At 38.1% G+C, this 26,687-nt stretch carries 32 protein-coding genes and 1 pseudogene; 21 read left to right on the plus strand and 12 right to left on the minus strand.

Going from position 1 to position 26,687, the window contains the following annotated elements; all coding sequences use genetic code 11:
* Positions 1-63 precede the first annotated feature (63 nt).
* Entirely contained in the window at positions 64-981 is a 918-nt protein-coding gene (locus tag COL05_RS16400; RefSeq protein WP_098669394.1) for a hypothetical protein, read from the plus strand.
* 44 nt (positions 982-1,025) lie between these two features.
* Here COL05_RS16400 and COL05_RS16405 read toward each other — a convergent pair whose 3' ends face one another.
* The 5 genes from COL05_RS16405 to COL05_RS16425 all read right to left on the minus strand — a co-directional run bounded on the left by COL05_RS16405 (position 1,026) and on the right by COL05_RS16425 (position 6,013).
* Positions 1,026-1,448, minus strand: coding sequence for a pyrophosphohydrolase domain-containing protein (locus tag COL05_RS16405; RefSeq protein WP_000180559.1), 423 nt, complete (start codon positions 1,446-1,448; stop codon positions 1,026-1,028).
* 188 nt (positions 1,449-1,636) lie between these two features.
* Positions 1,637-1,822 (minus strand): hypothetical protein, encoded by a 186-nt coding sequence (locus tag COL05_RS16410; RefSeq protein ID WP_000038782.1) that lies wholly within the window; start codon positions 1,820-1,822, stop codon positions 1,637-1,639.
* A gap of 90 nt (positions 1,823-1,912) precedes the next feature.
* Positions 1,913-2,992 (minus strand): Ger(x)C family spore germination protein, encoded by a 1,080-nt coding sequence (locus COL05_RS16415; RefSeq protein WP_098669395.1) that lies wholly within the window; start codon positions 2,990-2,992, stop codon positions 1,913-1,915.
* On the minus strand, positions 2,968-4,062 hold the full coding sequence (locus COL05_RS16420; RefSeq protein ID WP_098669396.1) for a spore germination protein: 1,095 nt from the start codon (positions 4,060-4,062) through the stop codon (positions 2,968-2,970). Before COL05_RS16420 ends, COL05_RS16415 begins: the two co-directional genes overlap by 25 nt.
* A gap of 16 nt (positions 4,063-4,078) precedes the next feature.
* Positions 4,079-6,013: a spore germination protein gene (locus tag COL05_RS16425; protein WP_098669397.1), complete on the minus strand. Its 1,935-nt coding sequence runs from the start codon at positions 6,011-6,013 to the stop codon at positions 4,079-4,081.
* 152 nt (positions 6,014-6,165) lie between these two features.
* Between COL05_RS16425 and COL05_RS16430 the strand changes: the two genes are divergently transcribed.
* Positions 6,166-7,290: a homoserine O-acetyltransferase family protein gene (locus COL05_RS16430; protein WP_098669398.1), complete on the plus strand. Its 1,125-nt coding sequence runs from the start codon at positions 6,166-6,168 to the stop codon at positions 7,288-7,290.
* A gap of 49 nt (positions 7,291-7,339) precedes the next feature.
* Here COL05_RS16430 and COL05_RS16435 read toward each other — a convergent pair whose 3' ends face one another.
* Positions 7,340-7,522 carry a hypothetical protein gene (locus COL05_RS16435; RefSeq protein ID WP_098669399.1) on the minus strand — a complete coding sequence of 61 codons (183 nt, stop codon included), beginning with the start codon at positions 7,520-7,522 and terminating at the stop codon, positions 7,340-7,342.
* A 200-nt stretch (positions 7,523-7,722) separates the two neighbouring features.
* Between COL05_RS16435 and COL05_RS16440 the strand changes: the two genes are divergently transcribed.
* The 6 genes and pseudogenes from COL05_RS16440 to COL05_RS16470 all read left to right on the plus strand — a co-directional run bounded on the left by COL05_RS16440 (position 7,723) and on the right by COL05_RS16470 (position 12,376).
* Complete coding sequence (locus COL05_RS16440; RefSeq protein ID WP_000141212.1) at positions 7,723-8,028, plus strand: rhodanese-like domain-containing protein; 306 nt, start codon at positions 7,723-7,725, stop codon at positions 8,026-8,028.
* 77 nt (positions 8,029-8,105) lie between these two features.
* Entirely contained in the window at positions 8,106-8,330 is a 225-nt protein-coding gene (locus tag COL05_RS16445) for a spore germination protein (RefSeq protein WP_000512468.1), read from the plus strand.
* Positions 8,331-8,350: 20 nt separating this feature from the next.
* Positions 8,351-8,674, plus strand: coding sequence for a hypothetical protein (locus tag COL05_RS16450; RefSeq protein WP_098669400.1), 324 nt, complete (start codon positions 8,351-8,353; stop codon positions 8,672-8,674).
* 434 nt (positions 8,675-9,108) lie between these two features.
* Positions 9,109-10,159: pseudogene (locus COL05_RS16455) on the plus strand (BclA C-terminal domain-containing protein); the annotation flags it as partial.
* A gap of 173 nt (positions 10,160-10,332) precedes the next feature.
* The gene (moaA, locus tag COL05_RS16465; RefSeq protein WP_098669401.1) at positions 10,333-11,346 is read left to right on the plus strand and encodes a GTP 3',8-cyclase MoaA; all 1,014 of its coding nucleotides are present in this window, start codon (positions 10,333-10,335) and stop codon (positions 11,344-11,346) included.
* A gap of 16 nt (positions 11,347-11,362) precedes the next feature.
* Positions 11,363-12,376 carry a molybdopterin-synthase adenylyltransferase MoeB gene (locus COL05_RS16470; protein ID WP_098669402.1) on the plus strand — a complete coding sequence of 338 codons (1,014 nt, stop codon included), beginning with the start codon at positions 11,363-11,365 and terminating at the stop codon, positions 12,374-12,376.
* A 36-nt stretch (positions 12,377-12,412) separates the two neighbouring features.
* Here COL05_RS16470 and moaC read toward each other — a convergent pair whose 3' ends face one another.
* Positions 12,413-12,898, minus strand: coding sequence for a cyclic pyranopterin monophosphate synthase MoaC (moaC, locus tag COL05_RS16475; RefSeq protein WP_098669403.1), 486 nt, complete (start codon positions 12,896-12,898; stop codon positions 12,413-12,415).
* 83 nt (positions 12,899-12,981) lie between these two features.
* Between moaC and moeA the strand changes: the two genes are divergently transcribed.
* From moeA to COL05_RS16510, 7 genes are all read left to right on the plus strand, one after another.
* Entirely contained in the window at positions 12,982-14,271 is a 1,290-nt protein-coding gene (gene moeA / locus COL05_RS16480; RefSeq protein ID WP_098669404.1) for a molybdopterin molybdotransferase MoeA, read from the plus strand.
* Entirely contained in the window at positions 14,241-14,756 is a 516-nt protein-coding gene (mobB, locus tag COL05_RS16485; RefSeq protein ID WP_098669405.1) for a molybdopterin-guanine dinucleotide biosynthesis protein B, read from the plus strand. Before moeA ends, mobB begins: the two co-directional genes overlap by 31 nt.
* On the plus strand, positions 14,753-15,217 hold the full coding sequence (gene moaE / locus COL05_RS16490) for a molybdopterin synthase catalytic subunit MoaE (protein ID WP_098669406.1): 465 nt from the start codon (positions 14,753-14,755) through the stop codon (positions 15,215-15,217). Before mobB ends, moaE begins: the two co-directional genes overlap by 4 nt.
* A 2-nt stretch (positions 15,218-15,219) precedes the next feature.
* On the plus strand, positions 15,220-15,453 hold the full coding sequence (moaD, locus tag COL05_RS16495; protein ID WP_098669407.1) for a molybdopterin converting factor subunit 1: 234 nt from the start codon (positions 15,220-15,222) through the stop codon (positions 15,451-15,453).
* 93 nt (positions 15,454-15,546) lie between these two features.
* Positions 15,547-15,966, plus strand: coding sequence for a DUF3888 domain-containing protein (locus COL05_RS16500; protein ID WP_098669408.1), 420 nt, complete (start codon positions 15,547-15,549; stop codon positions 15,964-15,966).
* A 36-nt stretch (positions 15,967-16,002) separates the two neighbouring features.
* Positions 16,003-16,860, plus strand: a complete 858-nt coding sequence (gene glcU / locus COL05_RS16505; RefSeq protein WP_098669409.1) for a glucose uptake protein GlcU — start codon at positions 16,003-16,005, stop codon at positions 16,858-16,860.
* 13 nt (positions 16,861-16,873) lie between these two features.
* A complete protein-coding gene (locus COL05_RS16510; protein WP_098669410.1) occupies positions 16,874-17,659 on the plus strand; it encodes a glucose 1-dehydrogenase in 786 nt (261 codons plus the stop codon).
* A 71-nt stretch (positions 17,660-17,730) separates the two neighbouring features.
* Here COL05_RS16510 and COL05_RS16515 read toward each other — a convergent pair whose 3' ends face one another.
* A complete protein-coding gene (locus COL05_RS16515; RefSeq protein ID WP_098669411.1) occupies positions 17,731-18,225 on the minus strand; it encodes a CarD family transcriptional regulator in 495 nt (164 codons plus the stop codon).
* A gap of 255 nt (positions 18,226-18,480) precedes the next feature.
* Here COL05_RS16515 and COL05_RS16520 point away from each other — a divergent pair, with 255 nt between their 5' ends.
* Both COL05_RS16520 and COL05_RS16525 read left to right on the plus strand, forming a co-directional pair.
* On the plus strand, positions 18,481-18,717 hold the full coding sequence (locus COL05_RS16520) for a DUF2553 family protein (protein WP_000533799.1): 237 nt from the start codon (positions 18,481-18,483) through the stop codon (positions 18,715-18,717).
* Between the two features lies 1 nt (position 18,718).
* A complete protein-coding gene (locus tag COL05_RS16525; RefSeq protein ID WP_000621751.1) occupies positions 18,719-18,901 on the plus strand; it encodes a sporulation protein Cse60 in 183 nt (60 codons plus the stop codon).
* A 27-nt stretch (positions 18,902-18,928) separates the two neighbouring features.
* Here COL05_RS16525 and COL05_RS16530 read toward each other — a convergent pair whose 3' ends face one another.
* Positions 18,929-19,156, minus strand: coding sequence for a DUF3973 domain-containing protein (locus COL05_RS16530; RefSeq protein ID WP_000498989.1), 228 nt, complete (start codon positions 19,154-19,156; stop codon positions 18,929-18,931).
* A gap of 425 nt (positions 19,157-19,581) precedes the next feature.
* Here COL05_RS16530 and COL05_RS16540 point away from each other — a divergent pair, with 425 nt between their 5' ends.
* Both COL05_RS16540 and COL05_RS16545 read left to right on the plus strand, forming a co-directional pair.
* Positions 19,582-20,013 carry an SRPBCC family protein gene (locus COL05_RS16540; RefSeq protein WP_000437775.1) on the plus strand — a complete coding sequence of 144 codons (432 nt, stop codon included), beginning with the start codon at positions 19,582-19,584 and terminating at the stop codon, positions 20,011-20,013.
* Positions 20,014-20,337, plus strand: coding sequence for an ArsR/SmtB family transcription factor (locus tag COL05_RS16545; RefSeq protein ID WP_000098837.1), 324 nt, complete (start codon positions 20,014-20,016; stop codon positions 20,335-20,337).
* Positions 20,338-20,370: 33 nt separating this feature from the next.
* Here COL05_RS16545 and COL05_RS16550 read toward each other — a convergent pair whose 3' ends face one another.
* Together COL05_RS16550 and COL05_RS16560 are read right to left on the minus strand one after the other, a co-directional pair.
* Positions 20,371-21,807 (minus strand): MDR family MFS transporter, encoded by a 1,437-nt coding sequence (locus tag COL05_RS16550; RefSeq protein ID WP_098669413.1) that lies wholly within the window; start codon positions 21,805-21,807, stop codon positions 20,371-20,373.
* A 243-nt stretch (positions 21,808-22,050) separates the two neighbouring features.
* The gene (locus COL05_RS16560; RefSeq protein WP_071756950.1) at positions 22,051-23,322 is read right to left on the minus strand and encodes a BaiN/RdsA family NAD(P)/FAD-dependent oxidoreductase; all 1,272 of its coding nucleotides are present in this window, start codon (positions 23,320-23,322) and stop codon (positions 22,051-22,053) included.
* A gap of 393 nt (positions 23,323-23,715) precedes the next feature.
* On the opposite strand from COL05_RS16560, the gene COL05_RS16565 reads away from it, so the two are divergent.
* Together COL05_RS16565 and COL05_RS16570 are read left to right on the plus strand one after the other, a co-directional pair.
* Positions 23,716-25,368: a putative polysaccharide biosynthesis protein gene (locus COL05_RS16565; protein ID WP_098669415.1), complete on the plus strand. Its 1,653-nt coding sequence runs from the start codon at positions 23,716-23,718 to the stop codon at positions 25,366-25,368.
* A 41-nt stretch (positions 25,369-25,409) separates the two neighbouring features.
* Positions 25,410-26,138: a pseudouridine synthase gene (locus COL05_RS16570; protein WP_098669416.1), complete on the plus strand. Its 729-nt coding sequence runs from the start codon at positions 25,410-25,412 to the stop codon at positions 26,136-26,138.
* 81 nt (positions 26,139-26,219) lie between these two features.
* On the opposite strand, the gene COL05_RS16575 is transcribed toward COL05_RS16570, so the two are convergent.
* Positions 26,220-26,441, minus strand: coding sequence for a DeoR family transcriptional regulator (locus COL05_RS16575; RefSeq protein ID WP_000805512.1), 222 nt, complete (start codon positions 26,439-26,441; stop codon positions 26,220-26,222).
* Positions 26,442-26,687 lie beyond the last annotated feature (246 nt).

The following is a 26,687-nucleotide window of genomic DNA, read 5'->3' on the forward strand; positions in this document are numbered from 1 at the left end:
CTATTTTTCTATAGGAAATATGATAAAAAAGGTAGGCTAAAATGAGTAGAAGAGGTGAAAGGAATGAAAGGGATAGATAATAATGCACCACATGGCTTCTTCGGAGGTGGATCGGGTAGTTATGAACAAATGATGTTAATGGGAGGAGCTGGCCAACAAGGATACGGTGGGATTCCGAGCTGGATGGGTGGAGCAGCAGGAGGCTTTCCAACATCGGTAGCTGGTATGCAAACTGGAATGCCGACATCAATGGGAGGCTTTTCGACAGCAGGGGTTGGAATGCCGACATCAATGGGAGGCTTTTCGACAGCAGGGGTTGGAATGCCTACAGTAACAGGAAGCTTCCCAACATCAGTAGCTGGCGTACAGACAGGATTTCCAGTAGGAGCACCAACTACATTTCCTTCTTTCGTTGGAGGAGTGCAGACAGGATTTCCGGTACCAGAAGTAGGTGTTGTAGCTGGAGGGGTAGGTGGGTATCCGCAAGTTGTTCACGGTCATCACCACCATCAAGGTCACCATGGCCATCATGGACACCATCATCACCAAGGTCAACACGGCCATCATGGGCATCATCAAGGTCACCATGGCCATCATGGACACCATCATCACCAAGGTCAACACGGCCACCATGGTCATCAACAACAAGTACATCACCACGGTCACCACCACATTCATCCGCAAGCTGTTCTTTATCAAATGCACCAAGGCCAGCACGGTCACCATGGACACCATCATCATCAAGGCCAACAAGGTCACCATGGTCACCACCACCAAGGCCAACAAGGTCATCATGGTCATCAACATCAAGGACACCAAGGTCAACACGGTCAACATCAACACCAACACCAACAATATCAGCAATATCAACAACAATCTTCTCCTTGGACAGGTGGAATTGGAGCAGGAGGAGCAGGGGCAGCGGCAGGAGCGGCTAGTATTGGTGGAGCAGCAGGGCACGCTGGACACGTTGGTCATTAATGAATTGCAGAAAAAAAGACATAATAAAAAACTGCTAGGAAATCCTAGCAGTTTTTTTCAGCTTCTTGGCGCTGACGTTCGATTTCAGCACGAAGTTGTGGTTCTGGTGCTTGCCAGCCTTCTGGTTTTAGAATTTTGCCGTCGCCTTCACGGAATCGAGGTTTTCCATCAGGGAATAGTTTTGCCATGTTTGCGTTATTTACAATTTCGAATCCTTTATCAGGACGTACGCCCATTTCGGCAAATGTTCCGAATGCAAAATAAATAAGGTCAATTAGTGCATCGTATTGATCTTCAACAGTCGTTGCTTCCAGAAATTCTTCTAGCTCTTCTTGCATAAAACTCGCACGGATTTTTGCACGTTCTTCTGTTAGTTTTGTTGGAGTATTTGTCACAGGGTGTCCGAACTCTTTATGCATTTTTGCAACAAGTTCGTATCCTTTATCTAAACCTTTTTCGTTTGTCATGTTGTTTCATCCTTTCTCGCTTTGTCCGAATCTCATTGTAACATAGGGTGATTATGAAATGAAAAGGGACTGTCCAAAAGTTTTAGCTTTTAGTTAAGATAGGGAAAGACTATATCGAATAAACGACAAAACATAACCCATTAATAAAAGAAAGCCATCCCGGAATACTTTTGGGACGGCCCTGCTCGTTATTTTTCTTCTTTTATTAAAATGGATAAAATAAGGTCGATGCCAAACATACCAACGAGCAACATTGGTATAACGACAAGTAAATAACGTGTGAAGGAAACATTTTTTAAATATGTATGAGCAAATAAAAAGACGCCGAGAAATAAAATACCATTTAAAATAGGCTTTACTAATTTTTTAGACATAAGCTCCCCCATAAATATCTTCTCTCTCTATCTAAAATAAAAACTCCTCTTTCCGTTGTATCATGCTGGAGAGAGGAGTTCAATCATTTCTCATTCAATCACACCAGAATTTGTAATATTTACGGTGTATTTTATATGAACTGGAACATCTTTGTACATTCGTCTCCACTCCTCTAACTTGAATGGGCGATAATGTTGTTTATATTTAGCACCTAGCCCAAGCGGATCGACGCCTAAAGATTTAAACTGCTTAATTAATTTAGCAGCTTGTGTATTTAATTGTTTTTGAACGACCTTCTCAATCTTTTTTGTGTTTTTAGCATTCTCTAAGTTAATTTGTTTCGATACTTCTTGAATACGGGCATCAAGCTTCACATGAATGGAAAAGGAGGGCTTTCCGTTTTTTATTTTTATATCGTATGTTGGAACAGAACGAATATTGTTAATCATTACGTACCCAGGATCTGCTTTAAATTCATGTGAATCTAACTTATGTTCTTCTAACAATCCTTTAAATACAAACATATCTTTTTCCGCGATTTTACCAACATATTTATCTTTTTTAAAAAGACCAATTCCCGTGATTTTTATTTTATCACCATGTTTCTTTAGAATTGGAATATAGTAGTCTTGCCCTTCTTGATAATAACGGAACGCTCCTATATGCAGATTATCTGTTGGTAAAGGACCTGTCTTCATATTATGTTCGAGCATTTTTTTTATATAAATTGCAACGTTAGATGAAGTCGTGTACTTTCCTTTTAAAAGTTCAGTACCATTGCCGTCGAGTAAAGCAACATATAAGGCATTTCCGATATTTACATCACGAATTAATGTATCGAAGGAAGCAACCATTCCTTTTTTAGCAATTCGGAGGGTAAATAGAGAAACACGCATTTGTCCGCTGGCAAATGGTTGAGAAGACTCTAAAGATGTGTCTGCTTTTACTTGTTTTACCGCATTTGCTGTCCCTTCAAAAACTTGAACTTTGTTACCTTTTTGCTGAATAGGACAAACAAATGTTACCTTTATTTTATTATCTTTTGCTACATCAAAGACAGTTCCTTGTATAAGGTGTACGTCATCGATAATATTTTTTTGTAAACATCCAGTTAAACTAAAAAGTGCTATACAAGAAATAAGTATTAATTTGCTTTTGATTTTTTCCATTTTCTTTTCACCCACACAATGATAAATAGGATTGGGATGTATACATAAATGAGCCAAAAACTCCCCTTTGATGCATTACTAATAAAGTTATTAATATCGTGTCTGTTTGTTAAAAGTTGTGAAACAATGAGAGTGATAAAGATAAAAGCGATTAAAACACCTCTTTGTTTTACACGGAATATTTCATGTGTTGCTCTCGTTGCTGCCCATAAAGGGAGGATAAAACTTGAAATAATAACGAGTGCATAGCCTGAAATTGCAATATATTCAAGTCTTTCTATAAATGGTAATTGAATGACTTGAGTCATAGAAAGTTGGGCCCATATCGTTTTTAACAATTGTTTTTCACTAAAAAATGCAAAGGCTAAAAGGGTACTAAATAAATATAGAAGATTTGAAAATAGTGCTCCAAGCTGAGCGTATTTATGAGATTGCATAGGCTTTTTCACAAATGGATACACCATGAGGTAAATCTCAAAACCGGTCATACTGTAGACTGACACTTGAGCGGATTTTAAAATGTCTGAAAAAGAATGTGTGAATATAGGTAATAAATTATCCCAATGTGAATATTTCAAAACGAATAAGCTTAGAAATAAATATCCTAATGTACCACCAACAGAGATGACGCAAATACCGGTAATGACACGAAATCCAGAAGAGACAATGTAATAGCTAACTAAGCATAAAAAGAGTGTTAACATCCACGTGGAAGCAGTTGGGAACATCCATACTTGAATAATTTCAACATACGTTCGAATGACCGAAATACTGACAATTAAAAAATAGGCTGCAAAGATAATATTAAAGACATTCCCTATCCACTTTCCAAACGTTTGTCGTTGTAAATCAATTAAATTTCCGTTTGTTTCTTTTAATAAAAAATACATCATCCATATAAGGAGATGGATACAGAGTCCTGTGATTAGAACGCCCATCCAGCCGTCGTATCCAGCGGCCTTGGCAGTAATTCGAGCGAAGCCGAGAACGCCAGCTCCAAACTGTGCACCGTGAATTAAGAAGAAGACAAAGACAGGAGATATTTGATATTTTTCTTGAACTTTACTCATCAATGCACCTCATTTCTTAATCGTCGAAGTCGGATTTATGTTTTGTTGAAATCCCTTTTGCTGATTTTTTTACATGTTGTGGTCTTGCTTGTACATCTCTTGTATCGATCATCGTTAAAGGAAAACGAATCCAAGAGTCCTTAACCGATTGTTGCCTCGTCGGATAAAACAAAGCGTACGGCTTACGTAAGGAAGTAAGTCTAAATAGATGAGTAAATAAAAAGATAAATCCAAGAGAAATCCCGAATAATCCGCCTATTTCTGCAAACATAAGAAAAGGAAAACGTAGTAGTCGAACCGCATTACCCATTTTATAAATAGGTGTAATAAAGGAAGCGAGTGCTGATAAGGCAACGATAATTAATAAAATATTACTCGTTAAACCAGCTTGTACAGATGCTTGCCCGATTACGATACCGCCTACAATACCGAGCGTTTGACCAACTTTCATCGGTAACCTCGCGCCAGCTTCTCTTAATAAATCGATTGCAAGTTCTAAAAATAGTGCTTCGATTAAAGGTGGGAACGGTACTTGTGCTCTTGATAAAATCAAAGTTTCAAGTAAATCACTTGGAATAAGTTCATAATGATAATTTAAAACTGCAACGTATAGCGGTGTAGCGCAAATTGAAAATAGAACGGCAATTAATCTTAAAACCCTTGAAAATGTAGCGTACATCCAGGAGACGTTATAGTCTTCTGGGGAAATGAAAAAATCGAAATAGGATACAGGTGTTAGTAGGACACTTGGAGAACCATCCACAAAAATCGCGATTTTTCCATCAATGAGTGCTTTTGTAACTCTATCAGTACGTTCTGTATTGATATAGAGAGGGAAAATTGACTTTTCTCCCATTAGTTCTTGTATATAAGCACTATCATTAATTTGATCATATTCAAGAGCGCGTAATGACTCGTCGAGAAAATCTATATTCTCTTTTTCAGCGAGGTTGTCTAAATACATCATGACAACTTTTGTTTTGGAAAATTCGCCCACAATCATTTCTTTTGTTTGTAAATCTAAAACAGGAAGACGTTTCCGAACTAAATTAATATTTGTATCGATATCTTCTACGAAACCTTCCTGAGGACCGATAACAGTTGATTCATTTAAAGGAGGAGTGGGTGCACGATAATTATCAATTGCAATATTTGCGAGCATACACTTTTGCTCTTGTTGATTTACTTGAACAATCGCATGCCCCTTTAAAACCATATCCTCAATTTTTTGTAAATCGTTCGTAATTGTAATGCCGCTCATCGGAATATGTTCTTTCAGCTCTTCTAATGAAGCGTTAGGTCGTTCTAATAGAGTAGGCATTAAATATTTTTGCAACTTCTCACCATCAAGCGAAGGTCGATAGTAAGAAATCCAATAAGGCATCGTTTCATCGTCAGATGTATGATAATTAACAAAATCACTAGACCTTTTGAGTTTCTCTATTAAATCTTGTAGAGAATGAATACGATCTTTTTCTGGTTTCGTAAAATCATAAATACTATTACCTGTAGAGTTTTGCTGCTGTTTCCCTTGATCTGAGTTGTTTTGTTTAGAGTGTTGTTGTTGTTGTTGTTGTTGTTCTTGCTCTTGCACTGAGTTGTCTTGCTTAGAGTGTTGTTGTTGATCTTGCTCCGAGTTGTCTTGCTTTGAATGTTGCTGTTGATTTTGCTCTGATTTGTCTTGTTTAGAGTGTTGTTGTTGTTGAGAAGATTCGTCTTGTTTAGCACTTTGTTGCTGTTTTTGATTCGATTTATTTTGCTGCTTATGTTGGGAAGACTCCTTGTGTTCCTCTTTTTTTTGCTCTCCATTGTTATCTTTATTATGTTTCATACTTCTAGTCTGTTTTTGGTTATCATCCTCTTGATTGCTAAGTTGTTGCTCCGAGTTACCTGATTCGTTTTTCTCTGTTTTGTTTGATTTTTTTTTCTTGCGTAGCCAATTCCAAATCATATGTATGCCCTCTTTAATTTTGTAATATAGTGCTATTTTGTGGCTAATTTTGTATATTATTCATTTATTTATGAAAAGAAGGAGGAGATTGGTTTGCGTAGAAAAAATCCTTTAGTAAGCAGTACATATTATGACGAGAAGAGGGCGAGTCTGTGCAAATTGTAAAAAAGGAGAAGTTTATTTTAAAGGAGCTTACATTTGAAAATGGTAGGGCAATTCCTGTTCAAATGGGGTATGAGACGTACGGTACTTTAAATAGAGAGAGATCAAATGCGATTTTGATTTGTCATTACTTTAGTGCAACGAGTCACGCGGCAGGAAAATATACAGCGCATGATGAGGAGTCTGGTTGGTGGGATGGTTTAATTGGACCAGGAAAAGCAATTGATACAAATAAATACTTCGTTATATGCACTGATAATCTTTGTAATGTGCAGGTGAAGAACCCTTATGTGATTACAACGGGACCGAAATCGATTAACCCGAAAACTGGAGATGAATATGCGATGGATTTTCCGGTTTTTACATTTCTTGATGTAGCTCGTATACAATATGAGTTAATAAAAGATATGGGGATCGCAAGGCTACATGCTGTAATGGGGCCGTCAGCTGGCGGGATGATTGCGCAACAATGGGCTGTTCATTATCCTCATATGGTAGAGCGGATGATTGGGGTTATTACGAATCCGCAAAATCCAATTATTACGTCGGTAAATGTAGCGCAAAATGCAATTGAGGCTATCCGGCTGGATCCAAATTGGAAGGGCGGAAAATATGGGGAGGAGCAGCCAACGAAGGGACTTCATTTGGCAAATAAAATGATGTTTATGAACGCGTTTGATGAGCATTTTTATGAAACGACATTCCCTCGTAATAGTATAGAGAAAGAACCTTATGAAACATTTGCTGCATTAACATCATTTGAGAAAGAAATCAATAAAGTGACATATGGAAGTATAGCTTTAGTAGATGCAAATTCATGGATGTACACTGCGAAAGCAGTTTTATTACATGATATTGCGCATGGATTTTCATCTTTAGAAGAGGCCCTTTCTAGGGTAGAAGCAAATGTACTTATGATTCCGTGTAAACAAGATTTACTTCAGCCGTCACGTTATAATTACAAAATGGTAGACATATTGCAAAAACAAGGGAAGTATGCGGAAGTGTATGAGATAGAAAGTAGAAATGGGCATATGGCGGGAGCATTTGATACGCATTTATTTGAAAAGAAAGTTTATGAATTTTTAAATCGGAAGGTGTCTAGTTTTGTGTAGAAAATAAATGATGTGAAAAAGGTGCAATGTATGTAGTAGGCACCTTTTTTTACATGATTTGTAGACGGAAAATATATGTGGCAATTGCTATACCGAAGAATGCGATACTAAGCAATAGAAATAAGAATGACATTTCTTGTGGTGATTTTATCTTTTTATTATTTTTCATACTAAGCGCAATAATTGCAGCGAGTAAGAAAATGATGCTCATAATGAAAAGAAAAAGTGTCATTTTCATTGACTCCTTTCATAAAACAAGTATATTGAGGATACAATGCACGAGTTATGTTTGTAAAGAATAAGTTTTGCGAGAAAATTGAGAAATAAATTTTGCATTCTTTGCGTTCTTTCTTTCGCATGCTAAAATTGATTAGAAATGATTATTTAAAAGAAGAAACTAAAGGCTTTATTGTATATAAGGAGGAACGACATATGACAGAAGTTAAAACAATTACTACAGAAGAAGTGCAAGAACGTTTAGAGAATGGAGAAACATTATTTCTAGTAGACGTAAGGGAAGATGAAGAAGTAGCAGCAGGGAAAATTCCAGAAGCTGTACATATTAAAATGGGCGATATCCCAAATAAAGTAGATTTCTTTGATAAAGAGAATGAGTATATCTTTATTTGTCGCTCGGGAATGCGCAGTGAAAATGTATGCCATTATTTAAATGAGCAAGGATTTAAAACAGTGAACATGGTTGGCGGTATGCTTCAATATGAGGGAGAAACGAAATAAGTAGCTTAAAAAACTTGAAACGTGTTTGTTTCAAGTTTTTTTCTTTTGCATACAGTGTACAAAAGGGGGATAGGGAAATGGGGATTAACTTGCGTAAAGTAAAAATTATGAATAATACAGGAGCTGTTAATGTCGGTGATTGTTATGATATCTCACCTTTAGCTGTAGCGAAAGTATATGCAGGTGCTGGAGGATCGAGTGCAGCTATTTTTTTAAATGGGAAAAGACAGCCGGAAGCGGTAATTCGGACATCAGTGTTTCTTCCACCATTAGCAACGAGCACACGTACATTAGGTTCATAGAGGAAAGGTAGAGTGTAATTATGCCTGCTCATATAAAAGAGTTTGTTATTGTAAATAACACTGGGAATATATTTACTGGTGATAATTTGAGTGATACTTCATTTACTGCTTCGAAATCGTATAGTGGTTCAATGGGGTGTACTTGGATTGATGTTGTTACAGTAATAGGAACGGAGACGAAGCTTTGTTTACAGCCAGGTGATTCAGTGACGACAACATATACACGAGGTACTCCTGCTGGTACTGTAATAGGAACAAATATGGGGCAAAGTGTAAATGCATCGAGTATAGCACAGGCTGTCCCTAATACAGATAATATGGATTCAATTGCTGGACTCCCCTAAAATCGTAGGGGAGTTTTTATTTGTAAGAAAATCTATAGCATAAAAATTGAAGTAATTGTTTGGAAATTAGTATTGGAGGCCTTTTTGAAAAATACAATTCAAATAGAAGGTGAGTTTTTATCCCACTTTAACGGGCAGTAAGACCTCACCTCAAAATTCAGCGAAAGTAAAGAAGTGGGGGGCGGGCTGCCCGTTAAAGCCCGATTGGTGAGGGCTGATTAAAGTTTCACTTTATATGAAATATATTTTGTAGTTGTATTTTTAGGGAGGTGGTGGGAGTAGTGGAAGGAAATGATGAAAATCAAAAAATACAGAGGTTGATAAATTCTAATTTTAAGTTATCCCCAGATCTTGTCGGCCCTACTTTCCCTCCAGTACCGACTGGAATGACAGGGACAACGGGAAGTACGGGTCCAACCGGAAGTACAGGAGCAACCGGAGATACGGGTTCAACCGGAAGCACGGGTCCAACGGGAGATACGGGTCCAACGGGAAATACGGGAGCCACAGGAAGTACGGGTCCAACAGGAGATACGGGTCCAACGGGAAATACGGGTTCAACCGGAAGTATGGGTCCAACGGGAAGTACCGGAACCACAGGAAGTACGGGTCCAACGGGAAGTACCGGGGGTAACGGGAAATACGGGAGCCACAGGAAGTACGGGTCCAACGGGAGATACGGGTCCAACGGGAAATACGGGAGCCACAGGAGTCACGGGTTCAACGGGAAATACGGGTCCAACGGGAAGTACGGGGGTAACGGGAAATACGGGTTCAACCGGAAGCACGGGTCCAACGGGAGATACGGGTCCAACGGGAAATACGGGAGCCACAGGAAGTACGGGCCCAACGGGAAATACGTGTCCAACAGGAGATACCGGCCCAACAGGAAGTACCGGAGTAACAGGAAATACAGGAGTAACCGGAAGTACTGGGGCAACGGGAGTAACAGGAGTAACAGGAGTAACAGGTCCAACGGGAAATACGGGAGCCACTGGAGCAACGGGTTCAACAGGAGTAACAGGTCCAACGGGGGATACCGGGGCCACTGGAGCAACGGGTGTGACCGGAGTTAGTACAACTGCAACATATGCATTTGCGAATAATACATCAGGAACCGCTATTTCTGTTTTATTAGGTGGCACGAATGTACCATTACCGAACAATCAAAATATTGGTCCAGGAATTACTGTTAGCGGAGGGAATACTGTATTTACGGTTGCGAATGCGGGGAATTACTATATAGCTTATACAATAAATTTAACAGCCTCTTTACTTGTAAGTTCTCGTATAACTGTAAATGGTAGTCCGCTTGCGGGAACGATAAATTCACCAGCGGTAGCTACAGGTTCATTTAATGCGACAATTATTGCTAATTTGCCTGCTGGAGCTGCTATTAGTCTGCAGTTATTTGGATTAGTTGCAATCGCTACATTATCTACGGCAACGCCAGGAGCTACTCTAACGATTATTAGATTGAGTTAATAAGAAGAAAACCTTGGGGCTTCTATGCTTCAAGGTTTTTTATCTCCTTATTTGTATGTAGTCTCATTGATTAGGAAAGTTTTACTTTATTCACTTGAGCAAAAACATCGCAGTTCGAAAATATATTATAATAGAATGAAAAGAGAGAAATTTGGCAGAAAGGGAGGGTGGCGATGCAGGAGATGGTTACAGATTTTTTTGGACGCCCACTTCAAGATTTACGCATATCTGTCATTGATCGTTGCAATTTTAGATGTACATATTGTATGCCAGCGGAAGTGTTTGGGCCAGATTATGCTTTTTTGAAAGATGAGTTTTTACTGACGTTTGATGAAATTGAGCGATTGGCAAAATTATTTGTTAGCATCGGTGTACGAAAAATTAGACTTACTGGTGGCGAGCCACTACTTCGTAAAGATTTAGCAAAACTTATTGCACGTCTCGTGAAAATTGACGGGCTGTTAGATATAGGGTTAACGACCAATGCGATTCATTTAACGAAGCAAGCAAAAGTATTAAAAGAAGCTGGATTACATAGAGTAAATGTTAGTTTAGATGCAATAGATGACGATGTATTTAAGGCTATTAATGGCCGAAATATTAATACGAAACCTGTTATAAAGGGAATTATGGCTGCAAAAGAGGCTGGGCTTGATGTAAAGGTAAACATGGTTGTGAAAAAAGGAATGAACGATCATCAAGTACTTCCGATGGCTGCATATTTTAAAGAGCAAGGAATCACGCTTAGGTTTATTGAGTTTATGGATGTTGGTAGTACAAATGGATGGAACTTTGATCAAGTTGTTACAAAGAAAGAACTAATTGAAATGATTCATAATGTGTATCCGCTTGAGCCAGCTGAAGCGAATTATTTTGGTGAAGTTGCGAAGCGATATCGTTACGTTGGAACAAATACCGAAGTCGGTTTTATTACTTCTGTTTCTGAGTCATTTTGTTCTTCTTGTACGAGAGCGAGAATTTCGGCAGATGGAAAGTTTTATACTTGCTTATTTGCAACAGAAGGACTCGATATAAGGGAACTTCTTAGAGGAAAGCTTTCGGATGATGAGCTATTAAGCGTTATACAAGATGTATGGATGAATAGAAAAGATAGATATTCGGATGAACGGACAGAAGAAAGTGCAAAAAATCGTCCGAAAATTGAAATGTCTTATATAGGAGGATAAGAAAGGGGGCTATCGTATGCAGGAGCGATATTCAAGACAAATATTATTTGCTGGTGTTGGGGAAGAAGGGCAGAGAAAAATTAGAGAGAAGCATATACTTATTATTGGTGCTGGTGCTCTTGGTGCGGCAAATGCAGAAGCGATTGTTAGAGCAGGTGTTGGAAAAATAACAATTGCGGATCGTGATTATGTAGAATGGAGCAATTTACAAAGGCAACAGTTATATACAGAAGAAGACGCAAAGCAGTATAAACCGAAGGCGGTAGCAGCGGCAGAGCATTTAAAAGCGATTAATTCTGAGGTGGAAATAAATCCGGTTGTGACTGATGTAACAGTGCAAGAAATGGAAGAGTTAGTGAAGGATGTAGATTTAATATTAGATGCAACAGATAATTTTGAAACGCGTCTTCTTATTAATGATATTTCACAAAAGTATAATATTCCGTGGATATATGGTGGTTGCGTTGGAAGCTACGGAGTAACGTATACAATTTTACCAGGAAAAACACCGTGTTTCCGCTGTTTAATGGAGCATCCGGCAAGCGGAGCAACATGTGATACGGCTGGTATTATACAGCCGGCAGTACAATTAGTTGTGGCGCATCAAATCACGGAAGCGCTGAAAATATTAGTAGAAGACTATGGGGTACTTCGCGAAACGATGTTATCATTTGACCTTTGGAATAATCAGCAGATGGCATTTAAAGTGAATAGACAGAAAAAAGAAACGTGTTTATCTTGCGGAAGATTACGTACATATCCAAGTTTAACATTTGAAGCACAAACGAAAACAGAAGTGCTATGTGGCCGAAATACAGTACAAATCCGTCCAGGTGTGCGGAATGAATTTCATTTAGAGGAAATTAAAAAGCGCTTACAAAGAAGTGTGGATGTAAAAGCTACTCCGTATTTATTATCATTTCCAGTAGAGGAATTTCGTTTTGTTTTATTTACAGATGGCAGGGCGTTTATTCATGGAACGAATGATATCAATGTAGCAAGACGTTTATATGCAAGATATATAGGTTGAACCTAAAGAAGCCCTTTAGGTTCAACAGAGGGAAGATTAAACTTTTCGCGTATAATCTCCACTTTTTCCACCTGTTTTTTCAAGTAAGTACGTTTCGCCAATAATCATACCTTTATCAACAGCCTTACACATATCGTACACGGTAAGAGCGGTAGCGGAAGCCGCTGTTAAAGCTTCCATTTCAACACCGGTGCTACCTTCTGTTTTAACTTTTACTTCAATAAGTAATCGATATTGTTCACCGGATTGTTTCCAATCGAAGGAAACGTCAACACCTTTTAACAATAAAGGATGGCACATTGGGATAATATCAGAAGTGCGTTTCGCAGCCATAATACCTGCGATTTGTGCAACTGCTAATACGTCACCTTTCCCGATTTCATTGTGAGAGATTTTATCGTAAATTTCTTTTGTAACAACAATGCTAGAGCACGCAATTGCTGTTCGAACGGTTGCTTTTTTGTCGCTTATATCAACCATCTTCGCGCGTCCTTGGTCATTAAAGTGTGTGAATGAAGACATGGAATTCCTCCTTGAAGTAATTTCTATTCAATATATAAAGTTTAATCGAGATAAAAAAAATTGCAAATATGGGGTGAGAAACGATGGTAGAAAAACGAATTCCGATTCAAGTTGCAGAGGCAGTAGAGAGAGTAATGGAATATGCGAAGAATGGTGAAATAGAAGAGGTTTCTATTACGGAAAGTTACGGGAGAATTCTTGGGGAGGATGTTATCTCTGATCATGACGTTCCTCATTTCGATCGTTCTCCTTACGATGGTTTCGCAATTCGAGCAGAAGATACGAAGGAAGCAAATCAAGAGAATGCGATTGAGTTTGAAGTAATAGGAGAAATCGGGGCGGGATCTGTTTTTACAGAAAAAGTAGGATCTTTTCAGGCGGTTCGTATTATGACAGGAGCAGCTATTCCAGATGATTGTAATGCAGTCGTCATGCTAGAGTTGACGGAAGGTTTTGAGAAGAACGGAAAAACATATATGAAGTTAAAGCGTCCTTTTCACAGTGGTGACAATGTATCATTTAAAGGAGAAGATATAAAGCAAAATCAAGTTCTCGTTCAGAAAGGTGTTGCAATTAATCCAGGTGTTGCGGCCTTATTAGCGACGTTTGGATATAGTACTGTGAAGGTTGTAAAACAGCCTGTTGTTGGGATTGTGACGACAGGAAGTGAACTGTTAGAAGTACATGAGTCGTTACAGCCGGGGAAAATTAGAAATAGTAACTCGTATATGATTGCCGCTCAAATTATGAAAGCCGGAGGGAAAGTTCGTTATTATGGCCAACTTGCCGACGAGTTAGATGCATGCTTTGCAGCTGTTCAATCAGCGATGAATGAGGTTGATATTTTAATTACGACAGGCGGTGTGTCGGTAGGGGATTATGACTACTTGCCGGCTATTTATGAAAGATTACAAGCGAATGTACTCTTTAATAAAATAGCGATGAGACCAGGAAGTGTAACGACAGTAGCTGAAGTTGACGGAAAGTTACTTTTCGGTTTATCAGGGAATCCGTCAGCTTGTTACGTAGGATTTGAGCTATTTGTGCATCCGATTATAAAAACATATTTGTATGCGAAGGAGCCTCACGTATATAGAGCAGATGCTATTTTACAAAAAGACTTTCCAAAGCCAAATCCGTTTACTCGTTTTGTAAGAGCAAAGGTGACAATTATGGACGGAGCATTACAAGCGATGCCGGTCGGTTTAGATAAATCGAGTGCGGTATCTTCACTTGCCGATGCGAATGCCTTTATTGTGCTACCTGGAGGAACGAGAGGATTTGAGGCAGGGATGAAAGTATCTGTATTATTGTTAGAGCACGCCGAGGGATGTGATTGGCCATGGGAAAAGCCCCTTCAATCTTACAAATAGTAGGATATCAAAATAGCGGAAAAACAACACTTGTGGAGAAAATCGTGCATACGTTAGCTGAACAGAAAATGAAGGTTGCTACCATTAAACATCACGGGCACGGTGGTTTTCCGGAAGTAGCACAAAAGGATAGTGAAAAGCACCGAAAGGCTGGTGCTGTTGTCAGTAGTGTAGAAGGTGCTGGATTACTTTCCCTTTCATCATTAAGAGAGAAATGGTCGTTGCAAGAAATCATTCGCTTATATGAGTTTTTTGAAGTGGATACAATTTTAATTGAAGGCTATAAAAAAGAGAGCTATCCAAAAGTAGTTTTACTTCGTTCTGTGGAAGACGTTGAGCTTTTACATAAAGTAGAGAATATAGTAGCGGTTATTGCGTGGTATGATGTTCCCGCAAACTTACGGGAAGAATATAAAGTATTTCATATAACAGAAGAAGATTTGTATATAGACTGGTTTGTACAAACGGTAAGGAGTACGAAATGACAAATACGTATTATGAAGTAATTGATACAGAAATCTTGGTTGAAGAGGTAACGAAGAAGGTTATTCGCCGTGAATGTGGTGCTGTTACAACATTTATTGGAACGGTTAGAGAGTTTACGAAAGGGCGTCGTACATTATACTTAGAATACGTCGCTTACAAAACGATGGCAGAAAAGATGCTAGAGAAAATTGGCTCAGAAGTGAAAGAGAAGTGGCCAGGCACATACGTTGCGATTACACATCGCATTGGTACACTACAAATTTCTGATATTGCGGTTGTGGTGGCTGTTTCAACACCGCATCGTAAAGCGGCTTATGAAGCGAATGAATATATTATGGAACGCATAAAACAAATTGTTCCGATTTGGAAAAAGGAGTTTTGGGAAGATGGAGACTCTTGGATTGGTGATCAATTAGAAAAAACGCCATATCCGTCGGGAGAGCCTGGGAAGGAGCTATAAGTATGATTCGAGTATTGTTATTTGCACACTTGCAAGAGGAAGCTGGAACAAGTGAGTTGCAAATAGAGAAAGAAAATATTACGGTTGCAGAGTTAAAAGATGTTGTTGCTAAAGAATATAATGTACCAGTGGCAGCACCAATTATGGTTGCGATTAATGAAGAATATGCAAATGAAGATGACAGGGTCCAATCTGGTGATGTTGTTGCACTAATCCCACCGGTGAGCGGTGGTTAATATTGGATTCATTAAAACGACTTTCCTATATAAGGGAAGTCGTTTTTTTATGGCAGTTTTGCGAACACTAACGTATAGAACAAGGAGGGTACTATGAAAAAAATATGTGTAGTTATTATTATGCTATGTTCGGTCTTTTTCTTTTCTCCAAGTGATTCTTTCGCGAAAGAATCAAGGGAGCAGCTTTTAGAGAGTGCATTATCGAATAGGTACTATTCAGTTATTAGACAAGTAACAGAAGATCAATATGAATGTGCTTCAGTTATAAATGTAAAGCGTCTCGGCAAGAATGATGAGTTCGTTCCTAGATTTGAAACTACGTTACAATTTCTTACGTTCCAAGGTGCACATAATCCGCCGAATGATAAAGTTACACTTACTTTGGAAGATCATTTAGATCACGTAAAGATAAAGAAAGTGGAGCGAGAAAAGAATGTTTCTAGTTCTATTGCAGAGAAAGTTTGTGAACGAGAAAAAGAAAAAATAAAAGCTCACTCTAATGATTTAGAGTAATAACTTATAACATTTAATAAAGAAAGGTAATGAGCGATGGACATATTTTTAGCGATTTTACCGGCTATATTTTGGGGAAGTATTGTGCTATTTAACGTGAAACTGGGCGGAGGACCGTATAGTCAAACGCTCGGTACAACGTTTGGTGCACTTATTTTCTCGATTGTTGTTTATATTTTTATGAAGCCAGTATTAACTCCTACTGTTATTGGAGTTGGAATTGTGTCAGGTTTATTTTGGGCGCTTGGTCAGGCGAATCAATTAAAAAGCATTGATTTAATGGGCGTTTCGAGAACGATGCCCATTTCAACAGGACTTCAATTAGTTGCGACGACTTTATTCGGAGTCATCGTATTTCATGAATGGTCCACGACAATATCAGTCGTCCTTGGCGTTTTGGCGCTCGTTTGTATTATTATCGGTGTTATTTTAACATCGCTTCAAAGTGAAGAAGAAAAGAATGCAGAGCAAGCGGGAAATTTTAAAAGGGGTATTATCATTTTATTGATTTCAACAGTCGGTTATTTAGTTTACGTAGTAGTGATTCGACTATTTAACGTAGATGGTTGGTCAGCTTTATTGCCACAAGCGGTTGGTATGGTGTTAGGGGGCATTTTGCTTACGTTTAAACATCATCCATTTAATAAATATGCAATACGAAATATTATTCCAGGATTAATTTGGGCAGCTGGAAATATGTTTTTATTCATTTCGCAACCGCGTGTTGGAGTGGCAACAAGTTTCTCGCTATCACAAATGGGAATTATTATTTCAACGCTTGGCGGGATTCTTATATTAGGTGAAAAGAAAACAAAACGCCAATTAACAGGTATTGTTATCGGTATCGTTTTTATTATCGCAGCCGGAATTATGTTAGGTATTGCCAAAAGTTAAAGGAGGTATGGGAATGTATAGTGATTTAGCAGGAAAAGTAGTTGTTATTACAGGATCAGCAACTGGTCTTGGGAGAGCCATGGGGGTAAGATTTGCTAAGGAGAAAGCGAAAGTAGTGATTAACTATCGCTCGCGAGAGTCAGAAGCGCATGATGTATTAGAAGAAATTCAAAAAGTAGGCGGAGAAGCGATTGCTGTAAAAGGTGATGTGACGGTTGAGTCTGATGTTGTGAACCTCATTCAATCTGCTGTGAAAGAATTTGGTACGCTCGACGTTATGATTAATAATGCAGGGATAGAAAATGCAGTACCATCGCATGAAATGCCGCTTGAAGACTGGAATAAAGTAATCAATACAAATTTAACAGGTGCTTTTTTAGGAAGTAGAGAAGCGATTAAATATTTTGTAGAGAACGATATTAAAGGGTCTGTCATTAATATGTCGAGTGTTCACGAGAAAATTCCATGGCCGCTATTTGTGCACTATGCGGCGAGTAAAGGCGGTATTAAATTGATGACGGAAACGTTAGCGCTAGAATACGCACCAAAAGGCATTCGCGTAAATAATATTGGACCGGGTGCAATAAATACGCCAATTAATGCAGAGAAGTTTGCTGATCCTAAAAAACGTGCTGACGTAGAAAGTATGATACCGATGGGCTACATCGGTAAACCGGAAGAAATTGCAGCAGTCGCAACGTGGCTCGCTTCCTCAGAGGCAAGTTACGTAACTGGAATTACGCTATTTGCAGACGGTGGAATGACGTTATATCCATCGTTTCAAGCAGGGCGCGGGTAATAAAAAAGAACAAAGAGATAAATCTCTTTGTTCTTTTTTTTGCAAAAAAAATAGCGCCAGCTATTTTAAATTTAGTGATTCATTGTATCTTGAAGAAATTCTGTTGCTTGATGTTCAGAAACATTTTGCACAAGTGCAACTTCGCTAATCATCATTTTTCGGGCATTATCTAGCATTTGTTTTTCGCTCGCATTTAAAGCTCTTTCTTTATTGCGGCGAAGTAAATCCCGAACAACTTCTGCGCTATCTTGCAGATTGCCGTTTTTCATTTTTTCCATATTCATTGTATATCTTTGTTTCCAGGAAAGTGATGTGTCTGATTCCCCGTTTTGAAATTCAAGAAGTATATCATCTAACGTACCTTTATCTACGATATAACGAATACCCGATTTTTGTAATTGATCCATAGGAAGCATTACTTGCATATCTTTACTAATGATGCGTATCACACAATATTGACGTATTGTTCCTAATATTTCTTTCTCTTCAATGGCTTCGATGACTCCTGCGCCGTTCATTGGATAAACAATTTTATCACCAATTTGAAACAAATCATCCACCTCCATATGTGGTAACCATCTTTAATGATATCATAAGTATATAAAAATGTCAAATTTTATATAATACCATAATGTTAATATTATAGTCAATAAGTAAAAGCTCTTTTTATTTATATTTTTTTGTTCTTACTTATGTATGACTTTTTTAGAAAAATAGTACAGGTGAGGGAGGAAGGCATATCCACTTATTTTTTAAGCATAAAATGTAAAATCGCTAATACAATATACCTAAATCCGTTCTTTGCAAAGGAGGGAGAGAAGGTGGGGCGCACAATAAAAATTGATATTACAAATAAAGTTGTAGCTAAATTTAGGCCAGATTATTTGGAATTATATACGAGTAAATTTATGATAGGTAAGTTTTATGTCTATACTGAAGGTAAAGAATATGTGTTAGAAGACGGATATATATATGAAGACGGAAAATTTTATCGCATCATAGATACGCACCGTGGCAATAATCAAGCGGCGGAGGGCTGCGATCTAGGATGGTGTTAACATGATTCGTGTAAAAGTATTTGATGAAAGTCACGAAAAAGACTTAGAAGACGCTGTAAATGTTTTTTTGAAAAAGATTGATGATAGTAACTTTGTAGATATTAAGTATCAAGTTGGTGTTTCCATTAACGATGATGAAAACCAAATTTATTGTTTTTCAGCAATGATCGTTTATAAAGCATAAAAAAGAGCTNNAGCTCTTTTTTATGCTTTATGTTGGGACAACATGTGTCGGTAATACATTCATAATAGATTGGGTTGTGCCTAATTTCTTCGTCGTTAGAAGAGGCTCCCCTGTCTCATGATTTTGGGCATCTTTACACATACCGAGGTGATAACGATCACCTAAAAATGGATCAATATAAAAACCGTTTTTGAATACTTTATCATTCGGATGTTTTTCATGATGAATGTCAGAGCAGTTAATGCAATAGAACATAGCGTTCAACCCCTTTTTATTTTTGTTTGAAAAAAGTGAGTCGGTAGTCATTTCGCTCCTAAAGAAATGTTGAGGAGAAGAGAAATAACTACCTACTCAAATGGTGGGCATATTCCTTCTGATTTTTCATATCTCGCGTAGTGTCCCTGAGGGAAGGAGGAGAGACGAAATACGCATGATATACGTAAGGCGCTTCTTTCAAGATGAATGATGGAGTTTCATGTTGAGAGAAGTTTTTATTTTTTGTTGCCTTTGTGAGTATATTATGAGGGAATGCTCAGAGGGTGTTTGTCCTGTTGAAAAAATGTTGAGAATTTCTCAACATTAAAAAAGAGTTAGTATTGACATGAAACTGAAAGGTGTTATATTATCTGAAATGAAACCAAAAGGTGTTATGTTTGATTGCCGAATAAAGGAGAATGAAAATGGAACAACAAAATACATTAACTGATATTAAACAAACGATCGTTTTTAACGCGTCTATTCAAAAAGTATGGAATGTAGTATCAACTGCAGAAGGGATTGCTTCATGGTTTATGCCAAATGATTTTGTATTAGAGGTAGGACATGAATTTCATGTGCAATCACCATTTGGGCCATCACCATGTAAAGTGCTAGAAATCGATGAGCCAAACCACCTATCTTTCTCATGGGATACAGATGGCTGGGTTGTTTCATTTCATTTGAAAGACCTAGGAGATAATAAAACAGAATTTACGTTAATTCACGGCGGCTGGAAACATCCTGATGAAATTCTTCCGAAAGCGAATGCGAAGAGCTCTATTATTCGCGATAGAATGAGCGGTGGCTGGGTAGCGATTGTAAACGAAAAACTGAAAAAGGTTGTCGAAGGCTAAGTGTCCTCATCAGCAGCGAAATATGATGTATTTCAAGCAATTGCTGATCCAACCCGCCGAGAAGTAATACGGTTATTAAGTGACAAAGAGTTACCGATTTCCAAAATAACGGATCATTTTCCGATGAGTCGTACTGCGGTTGTAAAGCACCTTCATATTCTTTCAGAAGCGAATTTAGTAAGTGGAAGAAAAAGCGGAAGAGAGAAAATATATCGCTTGCATCCAGAACCATTAGAGGAATTACAACAGTGGCTTTCGTATTATGAGCGTTTTTGGGATAATAAATTGTCCATGCTGAAACATATTGTGGAGAATGAAGAATAATAAAGAGGATGACCGAAATGGTCATCCTCTTTATTATTGCTCACTTGTTTGTGTAGCTGGCTTTAATAAAAGCCAAGCGATAATTAATGTACATACTGCTAATACGAAAGTACTCATATAAATGACGTGTACACTTGCTGCTAATGCGGATTGTGATTCAGTGGCTACACTTGTTGTAGCCCCGCCGTGTCCGCCAGATACAAGATCAAGGTTTTTAATGCCACGTGCGTGAATCATCGTATTGAAGATTGTTCCAAAGATTGCAGCACCTAATGTTTGACTAAATGTATTAATGAATGTGTTTAAACCAACGGCTGTTCCGCGTGTATGAGCTGGTACGGCTGCTTGAATTGTTACCATGTAAATCGGTGTCACAAGCCCCATTCCTAAGCCGAATAATCCGACTGCTACATAAATAAGGAACGATGGTGAATGTGTTGATAATGTAAATAATAAGAACGTAGCGACTGATAAAATGCTAGCTCCAAGTAAAATGATTTGTTTCGTTTTTAATTTTCCTACTAAGTTACCAGAGAAGATAGCGCCAAATGTCCACATAACAGGGATTGGCATTAAAATAAGTCCAGCTTCCGTTGCGTTTTTTCCTAATACACCTTGACTCCAAATTGGAAGGTACATTGTAATACTAATAATCATTGCGCCAGCAATAAGCGTTAATATGTTTATTGTAGATAATGTACGGTTAGAGAAAAGTGCTAGCGGAATTAATGGTTCCGGAGATTTTTTCTCGATGAATAAGAAAATAATGAATGAAACGACGGCGAAGATTAATAGGCCGATAATTGTTATGTCTCCCCAGTTTTGCTTACTGCTACCTGTTAATAATGCGTATAGTAGAGCGATCGTACTTAATGAGAAGACTGTTGCACCAAGATAGTCGATATGGTGTTTAGCGGGCTTAATAGATTCTTTGTAGTAAATGGCAATCATTAAGCAAGCGATAATGCCGAATGGAACGTTTAAGAAGAAAATATAACGCCAAGATAGGGAATCAACTAAAAATCCACCTACTAACGGTCCGATAACACCAGATACACCCCAAACGGCACTCATCCAGCCTTGTGCTTTCGCGCGGTCTTTCGCTTCGCTATATAAGTCTCCAATAATTGTCATTGTGATCGGCATAACAGCACCAGCACCGATACCTTGAAGAGCGCGGAAGAAAATTAATTGTTCCATCGATGTAACGACTCCGCAAAGTGCAGAACCGACTAAAAAGATTGTAGCTCCGATAAGTAAAACTTTTTTACGGCCGAATAAATCAGCGAGCTTTCCGTATATTGGAGTCGAAACAGCTGTTGCAAGCATATAAATTGCATATACCCAACTAACAAGTTCGACGCCTGACAAATCACTCGTTATACGAGGGATTGCTGTACTAACAATCGTTCCTTCTACTGCAGAAAGAAACGTCATTAGCATTAAAGACATCATGACTTTTTTTCTCATATGTTTTCCCCTTACCCTTTTTCAAATATTCAACAATATAAAATATAAAGGTACTAAGGTATATAAAGCAACAAAAAAGCAATGGGAAGTTAAGGGGAGCGTATATTTGTCGTTTCTTGTCGGTAAGTCGATATATTTGAAAAATCGCCGATATAAGTAATAGAATCGCTGATATATTTACAGAATCGCCGATATAATTTCATGTACCTATAAAAAAAGAAACAGGAATCCCTGTTTCTCAGTTTAATATTGCATTTTCGCGTTTTCTCCAGCTGTTGTTCCGGCAATTCTACCAGTAACGAGAGCAGATGTAATATTATAGCCACCAGTATAACCGTGAATATCAAGAACTTCCCCGCAGAAATATAAGCCGTTCGTGAATTTAGAAGACATTTCTTTCGGATTAATTTCTTTAACGGATACACCGCCGCCAGTCACGAATGCTTTTTCAATTGACTGCGTACCATTTACATTCACAGTAAATTCTTTAAAGTCTTTCACAAGTGCACGAATCTTTTCGTGAGAAACTTGTCCAGCTTGTTCGCTGCCATCAATTTCATTTTTTTCTAATAAGAATAGGAAGTAACGCTCAGGTACATAACCTTTTAAAACGTTTTTAATTCCTTTTTTCGGATCTTCTTTCATTTGTTTCAGCATGCGCTGGAATAGTTGTTCACTATTTTCGTCTGGCAATGCATCGATACTCATTTGAATGGTATTCGTTTTGAACTTTTTCAGTGCTTTCACGACGAATTGACTACAGCGAAGTGCAGCAGGACCAGATAGGCCGAAATGAGTGAAGAGCATGTCCATTTTATGAGAAATGATAGCTTTTCCTTTCGGGTTTAATACGCTTAAGTTTACATCGCGTAAAGCTAGACCTTGTAAGGAGCGATCACGAATAAATGGTTCGTTTGAAAGGATTGGTACTTCTGTTGGGAATAATTCTGTAATTGTATGCCCGGCTTTTTTAGCCCAAGCATATCCGTCTCCAGTAGATCCAGTTTGAGGAACAGATTTTCCGCCAACAGCGATAACGACGTGATTTGTTTCTAACACTTCGCCAGTTTGTAGTACAACTGCTTTCGTTTGACCGTTCTCATATTCAATCGTTTCAACCGGTGTATTCGTACGGATCTTTACACCTAAGTCTTTTAATCGTGTTAAAAGTGCGTCTACTACCGATTGTGCTTTATTTGATACAGGGAACATGCGTCCATGATCTTCTTCTTTCAGTTTTACACCGAGATTTTCGAAGAATGTAATAATATCTTCATTATTGAAAATAGAAAAAGCGCTGTATAAGAAGCGGCCATTTCCTGGTATATGTTTAACGATTTCATCAAGTGGTAGACGGTTCGTTACGTTACAGCGACCGCCACCCGAAATCGCAAGTTTACGCCCTAATTTATTTCCTTTATCAAGAAGTAAGACATTTGCGCCTTCTTCTGCAGCACCGATTGCAGCCATTAGCCCAGAAGGGCCACCGCCGATGACAATAACATCATAATGCATAATATATCGACCTCATTTTCTACATTTCCTGCCTAAAAGAATAGCATGTTTTCCCTTAAAAGAAAAATAGAGTGAAGTACTGCTTAAAGGGAGAATTGTGGTACAATACAAAAGTTAGAGTTCAGCACTATCCTGCTATTTGTGGGCCATAAGACGAAAACCTTAAGATGTAAGAGAAATAAAAAGGGAGTTTGGCAGCCCGTAAATGCTCGCATAGTTCAACTGATTAAAGTTTCACTTTACCCCGCATTAACGGGCAGTAAGGCTCAAGCCTTAAAGTTCAGCGGGAGATTAACTGCCCGTAAATGCCCGATTGGTTCAACTAATAATCAGTGGGGAAGAACACCCCACTGATTAAAGTTTCACTTTATGTAGATGTAGGAGGATTTTTGTATGTCCGATTCGAAATTTCTGCGCGGAACGCTTATTGTTACGCTAGGGACATTTTTAGTAAAGTTCTTAGGCATGATTTACGTCTTTCCGTTTCATGCATTAGTAGGGACAGAAGGCGGAACGCTCTATACATATGGATACATTCCATATACGATCTTTTTAAGTATTGCAACGGCAGGGGTGCCGCTTGCTGTTTCCAAATTTGTTTCCAAATATAACGCACTTGGCGATTATAAAACGAGCCGGAGAATGTTCCGCTCGGGAATGGTTATGATGATAGTAACAGGAGTTCTTTCGTTCCTAGTTCTATACATGACGGCGCCACTGTTTGCAGAAGCAATGCTCGGTAAACAAAGTATACACAGTAATGTAGAAGAGGTTACGACGATTATTCGTCTTGTAAGTTTTGCACTTATTGTTGTACCAGCAGCGAGTTTAATTCGTGGTTATTTCCAAGGTCACCAATCTATGGGACCGACTACCGTTTCACAAATTATTGAACAAATTATTCGCATCGTCTTTTTATTAGCGGGTAGTTTTATCGTCATTAAAGTACTTGGCGGTACAGTTGCAACAGCGGTAGGAGTAGCGACATTTGCAGCGTTCGTTTCAGCAGTTGGAGCGCTCGGCATCTTAATTTGGTACTGGTTAAAACGTAAAAAACATTTGGATCAATATTTAATTGAACAAACTGCACCTGAATCAACAGTGAGCACTGTTCAATTATTTAAAGAATTATTTGCATATGCGATTCCTTACGTTGTAATTGGGTTAACAATTCCTTTATATCAACAAATTGATACATTGACATTTAACTCAATTATGCAAGCGATTGGTCAAGGAGATATTGCAGAGCGAGCTCTCGGTATTTTCACAATGTGGACGCATAAATTAATTATGATTCCTGTATCACTTGCGACAGCGTTTAGTTTAACGCTTGTACCAGCGATTACAAAATCATTTACTGAAAAACAATACCGTTATTTAAAGTTACAAATTACACAAACATTCCAGGCAAATATGTTCTTAACATTGCCAGCAGTTGTCGGTATTTCATCACTTGCCTATCCAATTTATACTGCGTTTTACGATTCAGATCCACTAGGTGGACAAGTATTAATGTGGTATGCACCGGTTGCGTTGTTATTTGCTTTATTTACAGTAACAGCGGCAATTCTGCAAGGTATTAACCAACAAAAGCATGCGATTATCGCGCTTATCATGGGTGTTATTTTGAAATTTGTATGTAACGTAATCTTTATTCGTTACTTCGGTACAGTAGGAGCGATTCTAGCAACAGCTGTTGGTTTCTTAGCTTCTGTTTGGTACACAAACCAACAAATTAAAAAATACGCAAATTATTCATTTGGTGTTGTATATAAGAGAACATTCCAAATTGCAGTATTAACATTTGTAATGGTCGTTACTGTGAAATTATCACAATGGATTCTATCCTTCATGATTTCGCCTGATAGCCGAATGGGTGCTCTTATTACAGTTGCGATTTGTGCAGGTATTGGTGGTCTTGTTTACGGATTGTTAGCAATTCGCACAGGAGTACTTGAAAGAGTATTTGGCGGAGAAGCGTTAGAGAAAATCCAGCGTAAACTTGGCAATAGATTCAAAATAAAGTTGAAATCAAAAGGGGCGTAATTACGTCCCCTTTTCTATGATAAACAAAGAAGGTGAAAAGCGTGAGATTAGATAAATTATTAGCAAATATGGGATATGGAAGTAGAAAAGAAGTAAAGAAATTATTAAAAGACGGCGTTGTAAAAATTGATGGAACACCAGTAAAAGATGCAAAGGTTCATGTAAATGTAGAAGAACAAGAAGTTATGATTCACGGTGAAGTTGTGGAGTATAAAGAGTTTGTTTACTTAATGATGCATAAGCCACAAGGCGTTATTTCAGCGACAGAAGATGATAATCATGAAACGGTAATAGATTTATTAGAGTTAGAAGATGCGATCTTTAATCCGTTCCCAGTTGGAAGACTTGATATTGATACGGAAGGTTTCTTATTAATAACAAATGACGGGAAGTTATCGCATCAATTGCTATCTCCGAAAAAGCATGTGCCGAAAAAATATTATGCACACGTTGCAGGAGTAGTAACAGAAGAAGATGTAAAAGAGTTTGCTAAAGGTGTTATTTTAGATGATGGCTATGAAACAAAGCCAGGTGCACTTACAATATTAAAAAGCGATGATATTTCTGAAATCGAGCTTGTCATTACAGAAGGAAAGTTCCATCAAGTGAAGCGTATGTTTGAAGCAGTAGGGAAAAAAGTAGTCTACCTAAAGAGAACAGAGATGGGACCGTTAGTATTAGATGAAGAGCTAGAACTTGGACAATACCGAGAGCTAACAGATGAAGAAGTAGAGATGTTAAAAACATATCAAGTAGATACTGAAAAATAGTGCTGTTTTTAGGCGCAGAAAAGACCCCTTTCTAATGAGTTAGAAAGGGGTATGTATTTATTTACATACAATTATTTTTCGTTATGAGGTCATTCTCACTTTCTTTCCTGTTGTTGTCCACTTACCGCGGCAAGGGCTATACACGAGTTCATTAAACTGCAACACATTTAGATCACGTTGTATCGTTCGCGGTGTGATCCCGAACTCATCTACAAGGTCTTTCGTCGTTACCGTTCCGTTTTCATTGATGTACATATAAATTGATTTAATGCGTGTTAGCATACGAGTAGTTGTAGGTTTCAAGAGAAAACCACTCCTCTACTAGTTTTTTTGACCCCATTCAGGAAAGAAGGTCGTTACTACCATTGTACTCTACATGATAAAATTCATGCTTTAATCTACTTAAATTTTACAGAAATTTAACAAATATTCATATACAAAAATATTGGTAGTTGACATTGTATATATGGTCAGTCAACTAACACATAAAATTCTACGTAAAGCGCCAAATTCCTGCAAATTTTTTTAGAAAAATAAAAGAAAAACTAA

Source organism: Bacillus sp. AFS059628, assembly GCF_002571225.1.
In the GTDB taxonomy this organism is placed as follows: domain Bacteria; phylum Bacillota; class Bacilli; order Bacillales; family Bacillaceae_G; genus Bacillus_A.

Bases quoted from the DNA above. Each gene is read 5' to 3' on its own strand.
- COL05_RS16400 (WP_098669394.1), top strand. From the start codon at position 64: ATGAAAGGGATAGATAATAATGCACCACATGGCTTCTTCGGAGGTGGA.
- COL05_RS16405 (WP_000180559.1), bottom strand. From the start codon at position 1,448: ATGACAAACGAAAAAGGTTTAGATAAAGGATACGAACTTGTTGCAAAA.
- COL05_RS16410 (WP_000038782.1), bottom strand. From the start codon at position 1,822: ATGTCTAAAAAATTAGTAAAGCCTATTTTAAATGGTATTTTATTTCTC.
- COL05_RS16415 (WP_098669395.1), bottom strand. From the start codon at position 2,992: ATGGAAAAAATCAAAAGCAAATTAATACTTATTTCTTGTATAGCACTT.
- COL05_RS16420 (WP_098669396.1), bottom strand. From the start codon at position 4,062: ATGAGTAAAGTTCAAGAAAAATATCAAATATCTCCTGTCTTTGTCTTC.
- COL05_RS16425 (WP_098669397.1), bottom strand. From the start codon at position 6,013: ATGATTTGGAATTGGCTACGCAAGAAAAAAAAATCAAACAAAACAGAG.
- COL05_RS16435 (WP_098669399.1), bottom strand. From the start codon at position 7,522: ATGACACTTTTTCTTTTCATTATGAGCATCATTTTCTTACTCGCTGCA.
- COL05_RS16440 (WP_000141212.1), top strand. From the start codon at position 7,723: ATGACAGAAGTTAAAACAATTACTACAGAAGAAGTGCAAGAACGTTTA.
- COL05_RS16445 (WP_000512468.1), top strand. From the start codon at position 8,106: ATGGGGATTAACTTGCGTAAAGTAAAAATTATGAATAATACAGGAGCT.
- COL05_RS16450 (WP_098669400.1), top strand. From the start codon at position 8,351: ATGCCTGCTCATATAAAAGAGTTTGTTATTGTAAATAACACTGGGAAT.
- moaA (WP_098669401.1), top strand. From the start codon at position 10,333: ATGCAGGAGATGGTTACAGATTTTTTTGGACGCCCACTTCAAGATTTA.
- COL05_RS16470 (WP_098669402.1), top strand. From the start codon at position 11,363: ATGCAGGAGCGATATTCAAGACAAATATTATTTGCTGGTGTTGGGGAA.
- moaC (WP_098669403.1), bottom strand. From the start codon at position 12,898: ATGTCTTCATTCACACACTTTAATGACCAAGGACGCGCGAAGATGGTT.
- moeA (WP_098669404.1), top strand. From the start codon at position 12,982: ATGGTAGAAAAACGAATTCCGATTCAAGTTGCAGAGGCAGTAGAGAGA.
- mobB (WP_098669405.1), top strand. From the start codon at position 14,241: ATGGGAAAAGCCCCTTCAATCTTACAAATAGTAGGATATCAAAATAGC.
- moaE (WP_098669406.1), top strand. From the start codon at position 14,753: ATGACAAATACGTATTATGAAGTAATTGATACAGAAATCTTGGTTGAA.
- moaD (WP_098669407.1), top strand. From the start codon at position 15,220: ATGATTCGAGTATTGTTATTTGCACACTTGCAAGAGGAAGCTGGAACA.
- COL05_RS16500 (WP_098669408.1), top strand. From the start codon at position 15,547: ATGAAAAAAATATGTGTAGTTATTATTATGCTATGTTCGGTCTTTTTC.
- glcU (WP_098669409.1), top strand. From the start codon at position 16,003: ATGGACATATTTTTAGCGATTTTACCGGCTATATTTTGGGGAAGTATT.
- COL05_RS16510 (WP_098669410.1), top strand. From the start codon at position 16,874: ATGTATAGTGATTTAGCAGGAAAAGTAGTTGTTATTACAGGATCAGCA.
- COL05_RS16515 (WP_098669411.1), bottom strand. From the start codon at position 18,225: ATGGAGGTGGATGATTTGTTTCAAATTGGTGATAAAATTGTTTATCCA.
- COL05_RS16525 (WP_000621751.1), top strand. From the start codon at position 18,719: ATGATTCGTGTAAAAGTATTTGATGAAAGTCACGAAAAAGACTTAGAA.
- COL05_RS16530 (WP_000498989.1), bottom strand. From the start codon at position 19,156: ATGTTCTATTGCATTAACTGCTCTGACATTCATCATGAAAAACATCCG.
- COL05_RS16540 (WP_000437775.1), top strand. From the start codon at position 19,582: ATGGAACAACAAAATACATTAACTGATATTAAACAAACGATCGTTTTT.
- COL05_RS16550 (WP_098669413.1), bottom strand. From the start codon at position 21,807: ATGAGAAAAAAAGTCATGATGTCTTTAATGCTAATGACGTTTCTTTCT.
- COL05_RS16560 (WP_071756950.1), bottom strand. From the start codon at position 23,322: ATGCATTATGATGTTATTGTCATCGGCGGTGGCCCTTCTGGGCTAATG.
- COL05_RS16565 (WP_098669415.1), top strand. From the start codon at position 23,716: ATGTCCGATTCGAAATTTCTGCGCGGAACGCTTATTGTTACGCTAGGG.